General features: G+C 64.4%; 13 protein-coding genes. 7 read left to right on the top strand and 6 right to left on the bottom strand.

Annotated elements, in window-relative coordinates; all coding sequences use genetic code 11:
- The first annotated feature begins 73 nt into the window (after positions 1–73).
- The 3 genes from acnA (at position 74) to OC450_RS31400 (ending at position 4762) form a co-directional block, all read left to right on the top strand.
- The gene (gene acnA, locus OC450_RS31410) at positions 74–2794 is read left to right on the top strand and encodes an aconitate hydratase AcnA (protein WP_262049294.1); all 2721 of its coding nucleotides are present in this window, start codon (positions 74–76) and stop codon (positions 2792–2794) included.
- Between the two features lie 232 nt (positions 2795–3026).
- Positions 3027–3803 carry a DUF1223 domain-containing protein gene (locus tag OC450_RS31405; protein ID WP_262049293.1) on the top strand — a complete coding sequence of 259 codons (777 nt, stop codon included), beginning with the start codon at positions 3027–3029 and terminating at the stop codon, positions 3801–3803.
- A 590-nt stretch (positions 3804–4393) separates the two neighbouring features.
- Positions 4394–4762: a DUF2794 domain-containing protein gene (locus OC450_RS31400; RefSeq protein WP_211383619.1), complete on the top strand. Its 369-nt coding sequence runs from the start codon at positions 4394–4396 to the stop codon at positions 4760–4762.
- A 7-nt stretch (positions 4763–4769) separates the two neighbouring features.
- Here OC450_RS31400 and OC450_RS31395 read toward each other — a convergent pair whose 3' ends face one another.
- The 4 genes from OC450_RS31395 to OC450_RS31380 all read right to left on the bottom strand — a co-directional run bounded on the left by OC450_RS31395 (position 4770) and on the right by OC450_RS31380 (position 9880).
- Positions 4770–5300, bottom strand: coding sequence for a GNAT family N-acetyltransferase (locus tag OC450_RS31395; RefSeq protein ID WP_211383618.1), 531 nt, complete (start codon positions 5298–5300; stop codon positions 4770–4772).
- A 228-nt stretch (positions 5301–5528) separates the two neighbouring features.
- Entirely contained in the window at positions 5529–6320 is a 792-nt protein-coding gene (locus tag OC450_RS31390) for a Bax inhibitor-1/YccA family protein (RefSeq protein ID WP_211383617.1), read from the bottom strand.
- Positions 6321–6590: 270 nt separating this feature from the next.
- Entirely contained in the window at positions 6591–9161 is a 2571-nt protein-coding gene (locus OC450_RS31385) for an ABC transporter permease (RefSeq protein ID WP_262049292.1), read from the bottom strand.
- On the bottom strand, positions 9158–9880 hold the full coding sequence (locus tag OC450_RS31380; RefSeq protein ID WP_262049291.1) for an ABC transporter ATP-binding protein: 723 nt from the start codon (positions 9878–9880) through the stop codon (positions 9158–9160). Before OC450_RS31380 ends, OC450_RS31385 begins: the two co-directional genes overlap by 4 nt.
- A gap of 55 nt (positions 9881–9935) precedes the next feature.
- Between OC450_RS31380 and OC450_RS31375 the strand changes: the two genes are divergently transcribed.
- Positions 9936–10571, top strand: a complete 636-nt coding sequence (locus OC450_RS31375; RefSeq protein WP_256808700.1) for an arylesterase — start codon at positions 9936–9938, stop codon at positions 10569–10571.
- Between the two features lie 174 nt (positions 10572–10745).
- Positions 10746–11282 carry an RNA 2',3'-cyclic phosphodiesterase gene (gene thpR, locus OC450_RS31370; RefSeq protein WP_211383613.1) on the top strand — a complete coding sequence of 179 codons (537 nt, stop codon included), beginning with the start codon at positions 10746–10748 and terminating at the stop codon, positions 11280–11282.
- Between the two features lie 18 nt (positions 11283–11300).
- Here thpR and OC450_RS31365 read toward each other — a convergent pair whose 3' ends face one another.
- Positions 11301–11705: a type II toxin-antitoxin system VapC family toxin gene (locus OC450_RS31365; RefSeq protein ID WP_262049290.1), complete on the bottom strand. Its 405-nt coding sequence runs from the start codon at positions 11703–11705 to the stop codon at positions 11301–11303.
- Positions 11705–11959, bottom strand: coding sequence for a type II toxin-antitoxin system VapB family antitoxin (locus tag OC450_RS31360; RefSeq protein WP_211383611.1), 255 nt, complete (start codon positions 11957–11959; stop codon positions 11705–11707). The genes OC450_RS31365 and OC450_RS31360 overlap by 1 nt, the downstream gene beginning before the upstream one ends.
- A gap of 196 nt (positions 11960–12155) precedes the next feature.
- Here OC450_RS31360 and zapE point away from each other — a divergent pair, with 196 nt between their 5' ends.
- Together zapE and mdh are read left to right on the top strand one after the other, a co-directional pair.
- Positions 12156–13340: a cell division protein ZapE gene (zapE, locus tag OC450_RS31355; protein WP_262049289.1), complete on the top strand. Its 1185-nt coding sequence runs from the start codon at positions 12156–12158 to the stop codon at positions 13338–13340.
- A 221-nt stretch (positions 13341–13561) separates the two neighbouring features.
- Positions 13562–14530, top strand: coding sequence for a malate dehydrogenase (mdh, locus tag OC450_RS31350; protein ID WP_094972741.1), 969 nt, complete (start codon positions 13562–13564; stop codon positions 14528–14530).
- The last annotated feature ends 104 nt before the right edge of the window (positions 14531–14634 follow it).

Here is a 14634-nt window from a genome sequence, read left to right as displayed (position 1 = left end):
CGACCCAGCCGGACTCGCTGACGGTGTTAAAATACCCCTTGCCGGGTATAACTAACAATTGGGATTTTCCTACATGACCTCGCTCGACAGCTTCAAATGCAAAAAGACCCTCAAGGTCGGCGCCAAGACCTATGTCTATTACAGCCTGCCCACGGCCGAGAAGAATGGTCTGAAGGGAATTTCGAAACTCCCCTATTCGATGAAGGTCCTGCTCGAGAACCTTCTGCGCAATGAGGACGGCCGCTCGGTCAAGAAGGACGACATCGTCGCGGTGTCGAAATGGCTGCGCAAGAAGTCGCTCGAGCATGAGATCGCGTTCCGCCCGGCCCGCGTCCTGATGCAGGATTTCACCGGCGTGCCCGCGGTGGTCGACCTCGCCGCGATGCGCAACGCGATGCAGAAGCTCGGCGGCGACGCCGAGAAGATCAATCCGCTGGTGCCGGTCGACCTCGTCATCGACCATTCCGTGATCGTCAACTTCTTCGGCGACAACAAGGCCTTCGGCAAGAACGTCGCCGAGGAGTACAAGCAGAACCAGGAGCGCTACGAGTTCCTGAAGTGGGGCCAGAAGGCGTTCTCGAACTTCTCCGTCGTGCCGCCCGGCACCGGCATCTGCCACCAGGTCAATCTCGAATATCTCTCCCAGACGGTCTGGACCAAGAAGGAGAAGATGACGGTCGGCAAGAAGACCGGCACCTTCGAGGTCGCCTATCCCGACTCGCTGGTCGGCACCGATTCCCACACCACCATGGTCAACGGTCTCGCCGTGCTCGGCTGGGGCGTCGGCGGCATCGAGGCGGAAGCCTGCATGCTCGGCCAGCCGCTGTCGATGCTGCTGCCCAACGTCGTCGGCTTCAAGCTGAAGGGCGCGATGAAGGAAGGCGTCACCGCGACCGATCTCGTGCTCACCGTCACGCAGATGCTGCGCAAGCTTGGCGTGGTCGGCAAGTTCGTCGAGTTCTTCGGCCCCGGCCTCGACCATCTCTCCGTTGCCGACAAGGCGACGATCGCCAACATGGCGCCCGAATATGGCGCGACCTGCGGCTTCTTCCCGGTCGACGCCGCCGCGATCGACTATCTGAAGACCTCGGGCCGCGCCGCTCCGCGCGTCGCCCTGGTGCAGGCCTACGCCAAGGCGCAAGGACTGTTCCGCACCGCCAAGTCGGCTGATCCGGTGTTCACCGAGACGCTGACGCTCGACCTCGCCGACGTCGTGCCCTCGATGGCCGGTCCGAAGCGCCCCGAAGGCCGCATCGCGCTGCCGTCGGTCGCCGAAGGCTTCTCGCTCGCGCTCAGCACCGAGTACAAGAAGGCCGAAGAGCCCAAGAAGCGCTTTGCCGTCGAAGGCAAGAATTTCGACCTCGGCCATGGCGACGTCGTGATCGCCGCCATCACCTCCTGCACCAACACCTCGAATCCGAGCGTGCTGATCGGCGCCGGGCTGCTTGCCCGTAACGCTGCCGCGAAGGGCCTCAAGGCCAAGCCGTGGGTGAAGACCTCGCTGGCCCCGGGCAGCCAGGTGGTCGCGGCCTATCTCGCCGATTCCGGTCTCCAGACCGATCTCGACAAGGTCGGCTTCAACCTGGTCGGTTTCGGCTGCACCACCTGCATCGGCAATTCCGGTCCGCTGCCGGAGGAGATCTCGAAGTCGATCAACGACAACGGCATCGTCGCGGCCGCCGTGCTCTCCGGTAACCGCAACTTCGAAGGCCGCGTCTCGCCGGACGTGCAGGCGAACTATCTGGCTTCGCCGCCGCTGGTCGTCGCCCACGCGCTCGCGGGGAGCGTCACCAAGAACCTCGCCGTCGAGCCGCTCGGCGAAGGCAAGGACGGCAAGCCGGTGTACCTGAAGGACATCTGGCCGACGACGAAGGAAATCAACGCCTTCATGAAGAAGTTCGTGACCGCGGCGATCTTCAAGAAGAAGTATGCCGACGTGTTCAAGGGCGACACCAACTGGCGCAAGATTAAGACCGTCGAGAGCGAGACCTATCGCTGGAACATGAGCTCGACCTACGTGCAGAACCCGCCCTATTTCGACGGCATGAAGAAGGAGCCGGAGCCGGTCACCGACATCGTCGAGGCGCGCATCCTCGCCATGTTCGGCGACAAGATCACCACCGACCACATCTCGCCGGCCGGTTCGATCAAGCTCACCTCGCCCGCCGGAAAATATCTCAGCGAGCATCAGGTGCGTCCCGCCGACTTCAACCAGTACGGCACGCGCCGCGGCAATCACGAAGTGATGATGCGCGGCACCTTCGCCAACATCCGCATCAAGAACTTCATGTTGAAGGGCGCTGACGGCAACATCCCCGAGGGCGGTCTTACCAAGCACTGGCCCGACGGCGAGCAGATGTCGATCTACGACGCCGCGATGAAGTACCAGCAGGAGCAGGTTCCGCTGGTGGTGTTCGCCGGCGCCGAATACGGCAACGGCTCCTCGCGCGACTGGGCCGCGAAGGGCACGCGTCTGCTCGGCGTGCGCGCCGTGATCTGCCAGAGCTTCGAGCGCATCCATCGCTCCAACCTGGTCGGCATGGGCGTGCTGCCGCTGACCTTCGAGGACGGCACCTCCTGGTCGTCGCTCGGCCTGAAGGGCGACGAGAAGGTCACGCTGCGCGGTCTCATCGGCGATCTGAAGCCGCGTCAGAAGCTGACCGCGGAGATCGTCTCCGGCGACGGCTCGTTGCAGCGCGTTTCGCTGCTTTGCCGCATCGATACGCTGGACGAGCTCGATTACTACCGCAACGGCGGCATCCTGCACTATGTGCTGCGCAAGCTCGCGGCATAAGCGCGGATTTGTGAACGGTGGCTCACTGCGAAGTGAGTAGAAGGTTAAACGAAGGCGGCCTATCACAAGGCCGCCTTCGCGCGTTTGCGGCAGCTTCGGACGGGCCCGCCCTGCGAAATACTTCGCTTTGGGTGGTTGTCTGGACGCTAGAGTGTGTCGCGCCCGTAAGACTACGGTGACCATCCGGCGGTAAGATTTCCCTTCTCACGAGCAATGGTGTGCGGCGTACGACATGACAGCAATGACGGCTTCTCATCTGGTTTCACGTTGGTCTGGTGCCTTCTGGTCGGGAGCACTTGGTATCTGTGCGATCGTCGCCGTCATACGTCCTGCCGAGGCTGATCCTCGCGCCGTGGTCGAGCTCTTCACCTCCCAGGGCTGCTCGTCCTGCCCGCCGGCCGACAAGATCATCGGCGACCTCTCCAGCGATCCCTCGATCATCGCGCTGAGCATGCCGATCGACTATTGGGATTATCTCGGCTGGAAGGACACGCTGGCGGATTCACGCTTCTCGGCGCGGCAGCGTGCCTATTCGCGCATGCGCGGCGACCGCGAGGTCTACACGCCGCAAGTCGTGGTCAACGGCTCCACGCACGTCGTCGGCAGCGACCGCACCGGTATCGAGAATGCGATCGGCAAGACCGACAAGGGCGTGGGCGTGATGAGCGTGCCGGTGACGATGTCGCTGGCGGGCAAGCAGATCAACGTCTCGGTGGCCGCCAGCAAGGAGCCTGCGGTCTCGCATGGCGAGGTCTGGATCTGCTCGATTGCGAAGTCGGTGCCGATCGCGATCAGCCGCGGCGAAAATCGCGGGCAGCAGGTGATCTATCACAACGTCGTGCGCAACCTGCTCAAGGTGGGCGACTGGACCGGACGTCCGGAAAGCTGGACGGTGCCGATCGAGAACCTCACGCGCGACGGCGTCGACGGCGCGGTGGTCTATGTCCAGGACGGCAGCCGAGAAAAACCGGGCCCGATGCTTGGCGCGGCCTACACGTCGCTGCACTGAACTCGCTCGGCGCTTCGCTTTCTCTCCGACAAATCCCCGCTCTCAATCCTCATGGTGAGGAGGCGCGCCAGCGCCGTCTCGAACCATGCAGGCCCCGCTGATGCATCTCGGGCCTCGATCCTTCGAGACGCCGCTTCGCGGCTCTCAGGATGAGGGGCGAGAGTTTGCGCAGTGGTGGGGAGAACTTGGTCGAGCCGGAAACATCCGGACATAAACAAAAAAGGACCAACTCGCGTTGGCCCTCCTTGTGGCGCGAACAGACCCGATCCTGACGACCCCGGGGGGCTGGGGGCTGAGGAATCCGGAACCGAAAGGACCGGGTCAACGCACACAGGTCTTTTCGCAGTGCAGGGCGGCAGTCGCTGGGCGGAAAAGCGGCGACACTATGATTCCTGCTAACGATCCCGTGACGGTTCGCCGCGATATATTGCCACCGTTGCGTGTGTGCTGATTTGCAACTGATTTGGCCGGTGGAACCAGGAGCCTCTTGCAGAGGAGAACGGTTGGCGCAATCATGCAACTGTCATGATCCGCGGTTCCGGGGACGGTCTTCGCGGACGCGACCATGCTGATGCGACAGGAGGCGCTCCATGAGTCTGTCGGAGGATGCCGATCCGAGCGAACAGCGCGCGGCGGCGCGCCCCGCCGCTGCCAATGCTCAACTGAGCCGCGTGACGTTCAACCGGCTCGAGCTGCACCGTATTCTCAATCTCTACGGCCGGATGGTCGCCGATGGCGAGTGGCGCGACTATGCCATCGACTTCCTGAAAGACCGCGCCGTGTTCTCGGTCTTTCGCCGCGCCTCGGAAGTGCCGATCTATCGAATTGAGAAGGATCCGCGGCTCGCGCGCAAGCAAGGCATGTACAGTGTGATTTCGGCGACGGGCTTGATCCTGCGCCGCGGCCACGAGCTGGAGCGCGTGCTCCTGGTGATCGACCGGAAATTGGCGGTGGTCTGACGAGGCTCTACTTCCCCGGCACCGTGCTCGCGCCCTCGCCGAGGTCGCGCTGCATCATCACGGTGTCCAGCCAGCGGCCGAATTTAAGCCCGACATTGGGATGGGTGCCGATCATCTTGAAGCCGCCCTTGGTGTGCACGCCGATCGAGCCGGCATTGGCGGAATCGCCGATCACGGCGATCATCTGGCGGAAGCCGCGCGCCTCGCATTCGACGATCAGCCGCTCCAGCAGGAGCGCCCCGATGCCTCGGCGGTGGAAGGACGGATCGAGGTAGATCGAGTTTTCGACCGTGAAGCGGTACGCCGGCCTTGGCCGGTAGGCACCGGCATAGGCATAGCCGGCGACGCGCCCGTCGAGGATGGCGACGAAATAGGGATAGCCACCGTCGACCAGCGCGCGGTAGCGGCGCGTCATTTCAGCCAGGTCGGGCGGCGCCAGCTCGAACGTCGCGGTGCCCTCGCGGACAGCCTGCTGGTAGATGGCGGTGATGGCGGGAAGGTCGGCCTCAAGGGCTGGTCTGATCTCAGGTGCGGACATGGGAGGAGATTAGAGCCTTACCGGGACGGCTGGAAGAGGCAACGATGCTTCCACATACTTCGTCATTGCGAGGAGCCCTTGCGACGAAGCAATCCAGAAATGCATCCGCGGAGGCTCTCTGGATTGCTTCGCTTCGCTCGCAATGACGGCGTTTGGGGAAGCATCCGGGCCCAAACAGAAACCCCGGCCTCTCGGCCGGGGTTCGTGTCCGTTCTCTCGTCTCAGCGCTTAGTCGCGCTGGCCGAGCAGCTGCAGGAGCAGCGTGAACAGGTTGATGAAGTTCAGGTACAGCGACAGCGCGCCGGTGATGGCCGCACGCTCTGCAACGTCACCGCCGGCCGACGCGTAGCCGTAGATGTAGTCGTTCTTCAGCCGCTGGGTATCCCAGGCGGTGAGGCCCGCGAACACCAGCACGCCGACCACGGAGACGATGAACTGCAGCATCGTGCTGGCCAGGAACAAATTGACCAGGCTCGCGATGATGATGCCGATCAGGCCCATGAACAGGAACGATCCCATTCCGGTCAGATCACGCTTGGTGGTGTAGCCGTAGAGGCTGAGCGCACCGAACGTGGCCGCGGTGATGAAGAACACCCGCACGATCGAGGTGTGCGTGAACACCAGGAAGATCGAGGACAGCGAGACACCCATCAGCGCCGCGAACACCCAGAACAGGATCTGGGCGGTCGAAGGAGCGAGACGGTTGATACCCGCCGAGATCACGAACACCATGGCGAGCGGCGCGAGCATGAACAGCCACTTCAGGGGGCTGACGAACATCGCGTAGCCAAACGGCGTCAGGAACAGCTTGCCGACGCGGACGGCTTCCGGGGTCGGAACGTCGGTCACGGCGGCCATGTAGACGCCGAGCGCGGCGAGGCCGGTGATGGCCAGGCCAATGCTCATGTAGTTGTAGATGCGCAGCATATAGGAGCGCAGGCCGGCATCGACCGTCGCGGCGTCAACACGCCCGGCGGCCCTGCCGAAAGGAGAAGCGTAGTTACGGTCTAGGTCCGACATGGTCGAATTCCCGTTGGTTGGCCGGTCCGGCATGAGGGTCGCCATGCCACCGGTTCGTCAAATTCTATCTCGGATACCGGTGTGTGCCGACATTAAATTTGGCTCACAATCGGGACTCCGAACCCGTTCGATATGTGGGAAACTAACACATCCGCTGCAACCATCCACGCGCGGCTGAATGTCGCCCTTTCCCGCAATCCTGGCGAGCGGACGTGGTTAATCGCCGGAATCGCGCGATTCCGACATCGCGTTGCCACCCGCTACCATTTGTCACAAATTCCGCAACACCGTGGCGGGCTTTTTGTTCAACGCCAGCAGCGTGCCGGCGAGCCCGAGCCCGACGGTGACGACGAGGGCGGCCGCGACCACGCCGGCCGCGCTGCCGGCCTGCCAGACGAAGCTCAGCGTCATCAGCCGCGTCACGATCATCCAGGCGGCGATGCTGCCGGCGACCACGCCGAACACCGCGGTGGCCAGCCCGATCAGGAGGTATTCGAGCGCATAGGCGCCGAGCAGCCGCAGCCGGGTCGCGCCCAGGGTCTTGAGGATCACGGCATCGTAGACGCGGTGGCGGTGGCCGGCGGCGAGCGCGCCGCCCAGCACCAGGATCGCCGAGATCAGGGTGACCGCGCTGGCGCCGCGGATCGCGAGCGCAAGGTTGGTCACGACCGAGCCGACCGTCTCCATCACCTCGCGCACGCGCACGCTCGTCACCATCGGATAGGCGTCGGCGACCTCCTTGATGATCTTGCCGTCGCCCGCAGCGTCGCCGCCGGCCTCTGTCAGCGTTGCGATGTGGGTGTGCGGCGCGCCCTTGAAGGCGTTCGGCGAGAACACCAGGACGAAATTGATGCCGAGGCCCTGCCAGTCGATGGTGCGCAGATTGCCGATCCTGGCGGGAATGTCCCGGCCTAGAACGTTGACCACCACCTCGTCGCCGAGCTTGAGGCCGAGGCCGTCCGCGATCTTCTTCTCCATCGAGACCAGCGGCGGGCCGGCATAATCTGCGCTCCACCACTCGCCCTCGACCACCTTGGAACCCTTCGGCAGATCGGCGGTGTAGGTCAGGCCACGGTCGCTCTGCAGCACCCACTCGGAATCGGTGGTGGGCTTGAGGTCCTCGGCGCGGACCCCGCGTGCGCCGACGATGCGGCCGCGCAGCATCGGCACGTCCTCGACCTTCGCGCCGGGCGCGATCTGGCGCAGATAGCCGTCGAATTGCGCGGCCTGCGTGCTCGGGATGTCGATGAAGAAGAACGACGGCGCGTGCTCGGGAAGGGCCGCAAGGAACTGCCGGCGCAGATTGCCGTCGATCTGGGTGATGGTGACGAGCACGGCGAGGCCGAGCCCGAGCGACAGCACGACCGAGGGCGTCAGCGCGCCCGGCCGGTGGATGTTGGCGATCGCAAGCCGCAGCATCGGAAACCGCGAGCGCGGCAGCCGTCGCGCGATCGTCATCAAGAGCGCGGCGATGCCGCGCAGCAGCGCGAACACGACGACGGAGGAGGCCACGAATACCGCGGCGATGCGCTTGTCGAAAGAAAGTCCGATGACCACCGCGACGAGCAGCGCGACCACGACGGCCATGAACACGAGGTAGCCCACGCGCGGCCGGTGCCATTCGGAGCTGATGGTGTCGCGGAACAACGCTGCCACCGGCACGTCGTGCACGCGGCCGAGCGGCCACAGGCCGAAGGCGAGCGCGGTGAGAAGCCCGTAGACGAAGGACAGCGCAAGCTCGTCGGCATGCACCGCCGGCACCACCGGCAACGGCAACAGCTTGCCGAACAGGCCGACGATGGCGAAGGGCATGACAGCACCGAGTGCAAGGCCGATCGCCGAGCCGATCGCCGCGAGCAGGAGAACCTGCGCCAGATAGATCCCGAAGACGTCGCGCCCGGTCGCGCCGATCGCCTTGAAGGCCGCGATCACCTCGAGCTTGCGGTCGATATGGCTCTTGACGGCATTGGCGACGCCGACGCCGCCCACCAGCAGCGCGGCGAGGCCGACCAGGGTCAGGAACTGCGTGAAGCGATTGATGTTGCGCTCGAGTTGCGGCGAGGCATTGGAGCGGCTGCGGACCTCCCAGCCGGCCTGCGGCGCCGCGTTGCGCGCGTCCGCGATAAAGGTTTCGGTGGCGCGCTCGCTGTTGGCGGCGTCAGGCAATTTCACCCGGTAGACCCAGCGCACCAGGCTGCCGGGCTGGATCAGGCCGGTGGCGCGCAACCCCGCCTCGCTGATGAGAAATCGCGGGCCGAAGCCGATGCCGCTGGCGAGCTTGTCGGGCTCGGCCTCGACGGTGCTGCGGATCTGGAACGTCGCGGATCCGATGGTGACGCGATCGCCGGTCTTGAGCGACAGCCGCGCCAGCAGCGTCGGATCTGCGGCGGCACCGAACGCGCCGTCGCGCTCCGCGAGCAGATCGGGCATCGGCATTTGCGGCACCAGCGTCAGCTGGCCCAGCATCGGATAGGTGCCGTCGACCGCCTTCATTTCGACCAGCGCGAGCTTGCCCTCGGCCGAACGCGCCATGCCGCGCAAGGTCGCGGCGGTCGAGACCGTGCCGCGCGCGCGCAGGAAGGCGACTTCGTCCGGCTTGGCCTCGCGCTGGAACAGCACGAACGACACGTCGCCGCCGAGCAGCGTCCGGCCTTCACGCGCGAGCCCGTCGCTCAGGCTCGCCGAAACCGAGCCGACGCCGGCGATCGCCATCACGCCGAGCGCAATGCAGGCGATGAAGACGTAGAAGCCGCGCAGGCCGCCGCGCAATTCGCGCAGCGCGTAGCGCAGCGACAGCGCGACGCCGTTGGGCTTCGCGAACGGTTCGGCCGCGATGCTCATGCCGGCGCAGACTGCGTGTCGATGCGGCCGGAGCGCAGGCGGATGACGCGATCGCAGCGATGCGCGAGCGCGGAATCGTGCGTGACCAGCACCAGCGTCATGCCGCGTTCGGCATGTTTGCTGAACAGGAGATCGACGATCTGTTGTCCGGTGGCTTCGTCGAGATTCCCGGTCGGCTCGTCGGCGACGAGGATGGCGGGATCGGGTGCCAGCGCGCGGGCGAGCGCGACGCGCTGCTGCTCGCCGCCGGACAGCTGCGTCGGATAGTGATGCAGACGGTCGCCGAGCCCGACCGATTGCAGCTCCTGCGCCGCTCGCTTTGCGGCAGCCGGATTGCCGGCAAGCTCGAGCGGCACGGCGACGTTCTCCAGCGCCGTCATGGTCGGAATCAGATGGAAGGACTGGAAGACGATGCCGACCTGGCGGCCGCGGAAGCGGGCCAGCGCGTCCTCGTCGAGGGCATTGAAAGCCGTGCCGCTGACCACCACCTCTCCGCTATCAGGACGTTCCAGCCCCGCCATCACCATCAGCAGCGTGGATTTGCCCGAGCCTGACGGGCCGATCAGGCCGATCGTCTCGCTACGGCCGACGCGCAAGCTGATATCCTTTAGGATGTGAACGCGTGCCGCGCCCGTACCCAATGACAGATTGACGTTGGAGATGGCGATGGTGTCCGGCGCGGTGCCGGCGAGCGAAGAGGAATCGAGGCGAGTGTCCATGGTCCGGTCATATGGCAACTCCGCACACGCGGTCGAGAGGCGTTACGGATTGTTCATGCACATAGCCGTGTTGATGCTCGCTTTGATGACGGTCGCAAACCCGGCTTGGGCGGAAACGACAAAACCGGTCAAGCTTGTCGTTCTGGGCGATTCCTTGAGCGCCGGCCTCGGCCTTCCGGCCCAGGAGGCGTTCCCGACAAAACTTCAAAAAGCCTTGCAGGCCAAAGGCATAGTAGTCGACATGACCAATGCCGGGGTGTCCGGCGACACCGCCTCCGGCGGCCGCGACCGGCTCGACTGGTCGGTCCCCGACGGAACCGACGGCGTGATCATCGAGCTCGGCGCCAACGACGCGTTGCGCGGCATCGATCCCGACCTGACGCGCGCGGCGCTGACCGAGATCGTCCAGCGCCTCAAGGCACGCAAGATCGCGGTGATGCTGTGCGGCATGCTGGCGCCGCCCAATTACGGCGCGGACTATGCCGCGCGCTTCAATTCGATTTATCCGGATCTGGCGAAAAAATTCGGCGTGCCGCTCTATCCGTTCTTCCTCGACGGCGTCGCGGCCGACGCCAAGCTCAACCAGGCCGACGGCATTCATCCGACCGCGCCCGGCGTCGACATCATCGTCGGCAACATCATGCCCACGGTAGAGGCATTCATCGGCACGATAGCTGAGCAACGGCGTTGAAAAGCAGGCAGCGCTAACCCTAACCGAAAGGGTTATCCCGTGAGTTCACGGGTCACGCTTCGCAGAGTCACACAAACGCGATAGAAATCAGGGTACCGGTGATTCGTCGCCGGCTCTAAAATTTGGATATGATCCTGCCCAGGGATCATGTCCAAGCATCGGGAGTGCGAAACGATGCCGCGTTTGTTCACTGGTCTGGAAATCCCGGCTGAAGTCAGCCAGACGCTTTCCAATTTGCGGGGCGGCCTTCCCGGCGCCCGATGGATCGATCCCGAAAATTATCACGTCACCCTGCGCTTCATCGGCGATATCGACGGCATGTCCGCCAACGAGATCGCCTCGATGCTGTTTCGGGTCGATCGCAAGCCATTCGAGGTGAAGGTGCAGGGCTTGCAGAGTTTTGGCGGACGCAAGCCGCGCGCTGTGGTCGCGACCATCGCGCCGAGCAGGCCGCTGATGGAATTGCAGGCCGAGCTCGAGCGCATGATGCAGCGGATCGGTCTCGACCCGGAGGGGCGCAAGTTCATCCCGCACGTCACGCTGGCCCGGCTGCACGACGCCACCGACCGTGATGTCGCCGACTATCTCTCGATGCGCGGCTACTTCCCCAGCAAGGCCTTCGTGGCCGAACGCTTCGTGCTGTTCTCGTCGCGTGCCTCCACCGGCGGCGGCCCGTATGTGGTCGAGGACGCCTACGAGCTGTGTCCGTGAGGTCTTCGCTTCGGCGCGCTATCGCGGCGGTGCAACGCCCGGCCGGCTGACGTCGGTCTTCGCAAAGTCCTTGCCTGTGAAGAGCAGTGGTTCGCTGCGGGTCAAAGCCAGCGCATACGAAAAGCAATCGCCGTAGTTGAGTGACGCGGCATGACGCCCCTTCCCGTAACGCCGCCAGGCGCGCCGTGCTGCATCGGCTTGTCCGGCATCGACCGCCACGATCTCGGCGCCGATCTTGACGAGCCAGAGATCGAATTCGCGCCCGCCCGCATCACCCAGCCGTGTCTCGATCACCATCGTCGCTTCAAGCACCGTTGCCGCAGAGATCAGGCGGATCGGATCGTCGACGATCAGTCGCTCGATATCCGCTGCATCGTCTTCATTGAGCGCGATCGCCACGATCGCCGACGTATCGATCACCATCAGCGCGGCAATCCATGCTCGTCGTATCCGAGAATTTCCTCAGGCGTGCGGTCGTCCAGGACGCGCATTTCGCTCCAGCGTCGCCTGATCTCGGCCATGTCTTGAAGCAGAGCGTCTTTGTGGGCTTGACCGCCGAGCCGGCGCAAACGCTCCTCGATGGCGCGCTTGGTTGCCGTCGTAATGTTCTCGCCGGTCAATTGCGCCAGACTTCGCGCCAACCGCTCCGTTTCGGGGTCCTTGATGCTAAGCGCCATACCGAGGTTCCTTGGTTCCTCAATAGGTATATTCTAGCCCGGCGGAGCGCAAGAATGATCCTCGTGGCGGACCGGGTGCCGCGTCTCGCGCCAAGGTCCGTGCATGCATGCGATCTGTCCGCGAAGGGTGGGGGCGCATAAGCCCTTGCGCCAATACGGAGTTGCAATTTTCGCTCATCTCTGGCGGTAAAGAGCCATGCTCTCGACCCCCAGTTCCTCATTCCGCGAGGCTTATCAGGCCCAGATCGCGTCCGGCGCGATCGAGCCCGATGCCGCGCAGGCCGAAGTCGCGGAAGCCTATGCGGCGCTCGACCAGCGGCTCGCAAACTACAAGCCGGCGCGCAAGCAGGGCCTGCTCAGCCGCCTGTTCAGCAGCGACAAGGACGAGGCGCCGCGCGGGCTCTACATCCATGGCGAGGTCGGCCGCGGCAAGACCATGCTGATGGACCTGTTCTTCCAGCACAGCACCGTCGAGCACAAGCGGCGCGCGCATTTCCACGAATTCATGGCCGATGTGCACGAGCGCATCTACGACTACCGCCAGAGCATCGCGCGCGGCGAGATCGCCGATGGCGACGTCATCGCGCTGACCGCGAACGCGATCTTCGAGGAGAGCTGGCTGCTCTGCTTCGACGAATTTCACGTCACCGACATCGCCGACGCGATGATCCTCGGCCGGCTGTTCGCAAAATTGTTCGAGCTCGGCACCGTGGTGGTCGCGACCTCCAACGTCGCGCCCGACGATCTCTACAAGGGCGGCCTGAACCGTTCGCTGTTCCTGCCCTTCATCAAGCAGATCACGGATCACATGGACGTGGCGCGGCTCGATGCGCGCACCGACTTCCGGCTGGAGAAGCTCCAGGGCGTGCCGATGTGGCTGACGCCGGCGGACAGCGATGCGGACGCAGCGCTCGACCGCGCCTGGTCGAAGATGTCGGGCGGCGCCAAATGCAGGTCGCGCGATATTTCGATCAAGGGCCGCATCCTGCACGTGCCGTGCTCGGCCCATGGCGTCGCGCGCTTTGCGTTCGCCGATCTCTGCGAGAAGCCGTTAGGCGCATCCGACTACCTCAGGCTGGCGCACGACTACCACACCATCCTGGTCGACCATATTCCCGTGATGGATTTCTCCCGGCGCAATTCCGCCAAGCGCTTCATCACGCTGATCGACACGCTCTATGACAACGCCGTGAAGCTGATGGCCTCGGCCGATGCCAATCCGATCTCGCTCTATCTCGCCCACGAGGGCAACGAGGCCAACGAGTTCAAGCGCACCGCGTCGCGCCTGATCGAAATGAGCTCGGAATCCTATCTGGCGCTGCCTCACGGCCGCAAGGATTCCACCGCGAGCGGCTCGACCAAGGGCCTGGTGGAGACTTAAGTCCTATTTGCCAGCGCTGTCATTCCGGGCTCGCGACGGAGCCCGTCATCGGGCCGCGCTTTGCGCGGACCCGTTGGTCGCGAGCCCGGAATGACAGGGCTGCGTGCCCGAGGCATCGGCAAGCCCGACAATTGGGCATCCACCGACTTGAACGGCGGAAGCGAAAGGGATAACCACCCTGTCAGTTTTCCCCTCCTTACGTGTCTAAAGGACAGGTTCACATGGCGCGCGACAAGATTGCTTTGATTGGCTCCGGTCAGATCGGCGGAACGCTGGCTCATCTCATCGGCCTGAAAGAACTGGGCGACGTGGTGATGTTCGACATCGCCGAGGGCGTGCCGCAGGGCAAGGCGCTCGACATCGCGCAGTCCTCGCCGGTCGACGGTTTTGACGCGCACTATACCGGCGCGAATTCCTACGAGGCGCTCGACAATGCAAAGGTCTGCATCGTCACCGCCGGCGTGCCGCGCAAGCCCGGCATGAGCCGCGACGACCTCCTCTCCATCAACCTCAAGGTCATGGAGCAGGTCGGTGCCGGCATCAAGAAGTACGCCCCCGACGCTTTCGTCATCTGCATCACCAACCCGCTCGACGCCATGGTCTGGGCGCTGCAGAAGGCTAGCGGCCTGCCGCACAAGAAGGTCGTCGGCATGGCCGGCGTGCTGGATTCGTCGCGCTTCCGCTACTTCCTGGCCGACGAGTTCAACGTCTCGGTCGAGGACGTCACCGCGTTCGTGCTGGGCGGCCATGGCGACACCATGGTGCCGCTGGTGAAGTACTCCACCGTCGCCGGCATTCCGCTGCCCGACCTCGTCAAGATGGGCTGGACCTCGCAGGCGCGCCTTGACGAGATTGTCGACCGCACCCGCAACGGCGGCGCCGAGATCGTCAATCTGCTCAAGACCGGTTCGGCCTTCTACGCGCCGGCGGCGTCCGCGATCGCGATGGCCGAGAGCTATCTGCGTGACAAGAAGCGCGTGCTGCCCTCGGCCGCCTACCTCAACGGCGAATACGGCGTGAAGGACATGTATGTCGGCGTGCCCGTCGTGATCGGCTCCAAGGGCGTCGAGCGCGTCGTCGAGATCGAGCTCGCCGGCAAGGACCGCGAGGCCTTCGACAAGTCGGTCGGGGCGGTGCAGGGCCTGGTGGACGCCTGCAAGAAGATCGCCCCCGATCTTCTCGGCCGCTAAGCGCAAAATTCCCCGCCGAAGATCGAAAAACCGGTCTTCGGCGGTTTCACTTCCGGGGCCTGGCTGCAACTCTTGTTGAAGGCCTGGCGGGTTTTCCGGTTCGG

It is taken from the genome of Bradyrhizobium sp. Bra78, assembly GCF_024519855.1.
GTDB lineage: Bacteria > Pseudomonadota > Alphaproteobacteria > Rhizobiales > Xanthobacteraceae > Bradyrhizobium > Bradyrhizobium japonicum_G.
This window is presented reverse-complemented; position numbering and strand designations above follow the sequence as displayed.

Excerpts from the sequence above, each read along its gene's own strand:
- acnA (WP_262049294.1), top strand. The coding sequence starts at position 74 with ATGACCTCGCTCGACAGCTTCAAATGCAAAAAGACCCTCAAGGTCGGC.
- OC450_RS31405 (WP_262049293.1), top strand. The coding sequence starts at position 3,027 with ATGACAGCAATGACGGCTTCTCATCTGGTTTCACGTTGGTCTGGTGCC.
- OC450_RS31400 (WP_211383619.1), top strand. The coding sequence starts at position 4,394 with ATGAGTCTGTCGGAGGATGCCGATCCGAGCGAACAGCGCGCGGCGGCG.
- OC450_RS31395 (WP_211383618.1), bottom strand. The coding sequence starts at position 5,300 with ATGTCCGCACCTGAGATCAGACCAGCCCTTGAGGCCGACCTTCCCGCC.
- OC450_RS31390 (WP_211383617.1), bottom strand. The coding sequence starts at position 6,320 with ATGTCGGACCTAGACCGTAACTACGCTTCTCCTTTCGGCAGGGCCGCC.
- OC450_RS31385 (WP_262049292.1), bottom strand. The coding sequence starts at position 9,161 with ATGAGCATCGCGGCCGAACCGTTCGCGAAGCCCAACGGCGTCGCGCTG.
- OC450_RS31380 (WP_262049291.1), bottom strand. The coding sequence starts at position 9,880 with ATGGACACTCGCCTCGATTCCTCTTCGCTCGCCGGCACCGCGCCGGAC.
- OC450_RS31375 (WP_256808700.1), top strand. The coding sequence starts at position 9,936 with ATGCACATAGCCGTGTTGATGCTCGCTTTGATGACGGTCGCAAACCCG.
- thpR (WP_211383613.1), top strand. The coding sequence starts at position 10,746 with ATGCCGCGTTTGTTCACTGGTCTGGAAATCCCGGCTGAAGTCAGCCAG.
- OC450_RS31365 (WP_262049290.1), bottom strand. The coding sequence starts at position 11,705 with ATGGTGATCGATACGTCGGCGATCGTGGCGATCGCGCTCAATGAAGAC.
- OC450_RS31360 (WP_211383611.1), bottom strand. The coding sequence starts at position 11,959 with ATGGCGCTTAGCATCAAGGACCCCGAAACGGAGCGGTTGGCGCGAAGT.
- zapE (WP_262049289.1), top strand. The coding sequence starts at position 12,156 with ATGCTCTCGACCCCCAGTTCCTCATTCCGCGAGGCTTATCAGGCCCAG.
- mdh (WP_094972741.1), top strand. The coding sequence starts at position 13,562 with ATGGCGCGCGACAAGATTGCTTTGATTGGCTCCGGTCAGATCGGCGGA.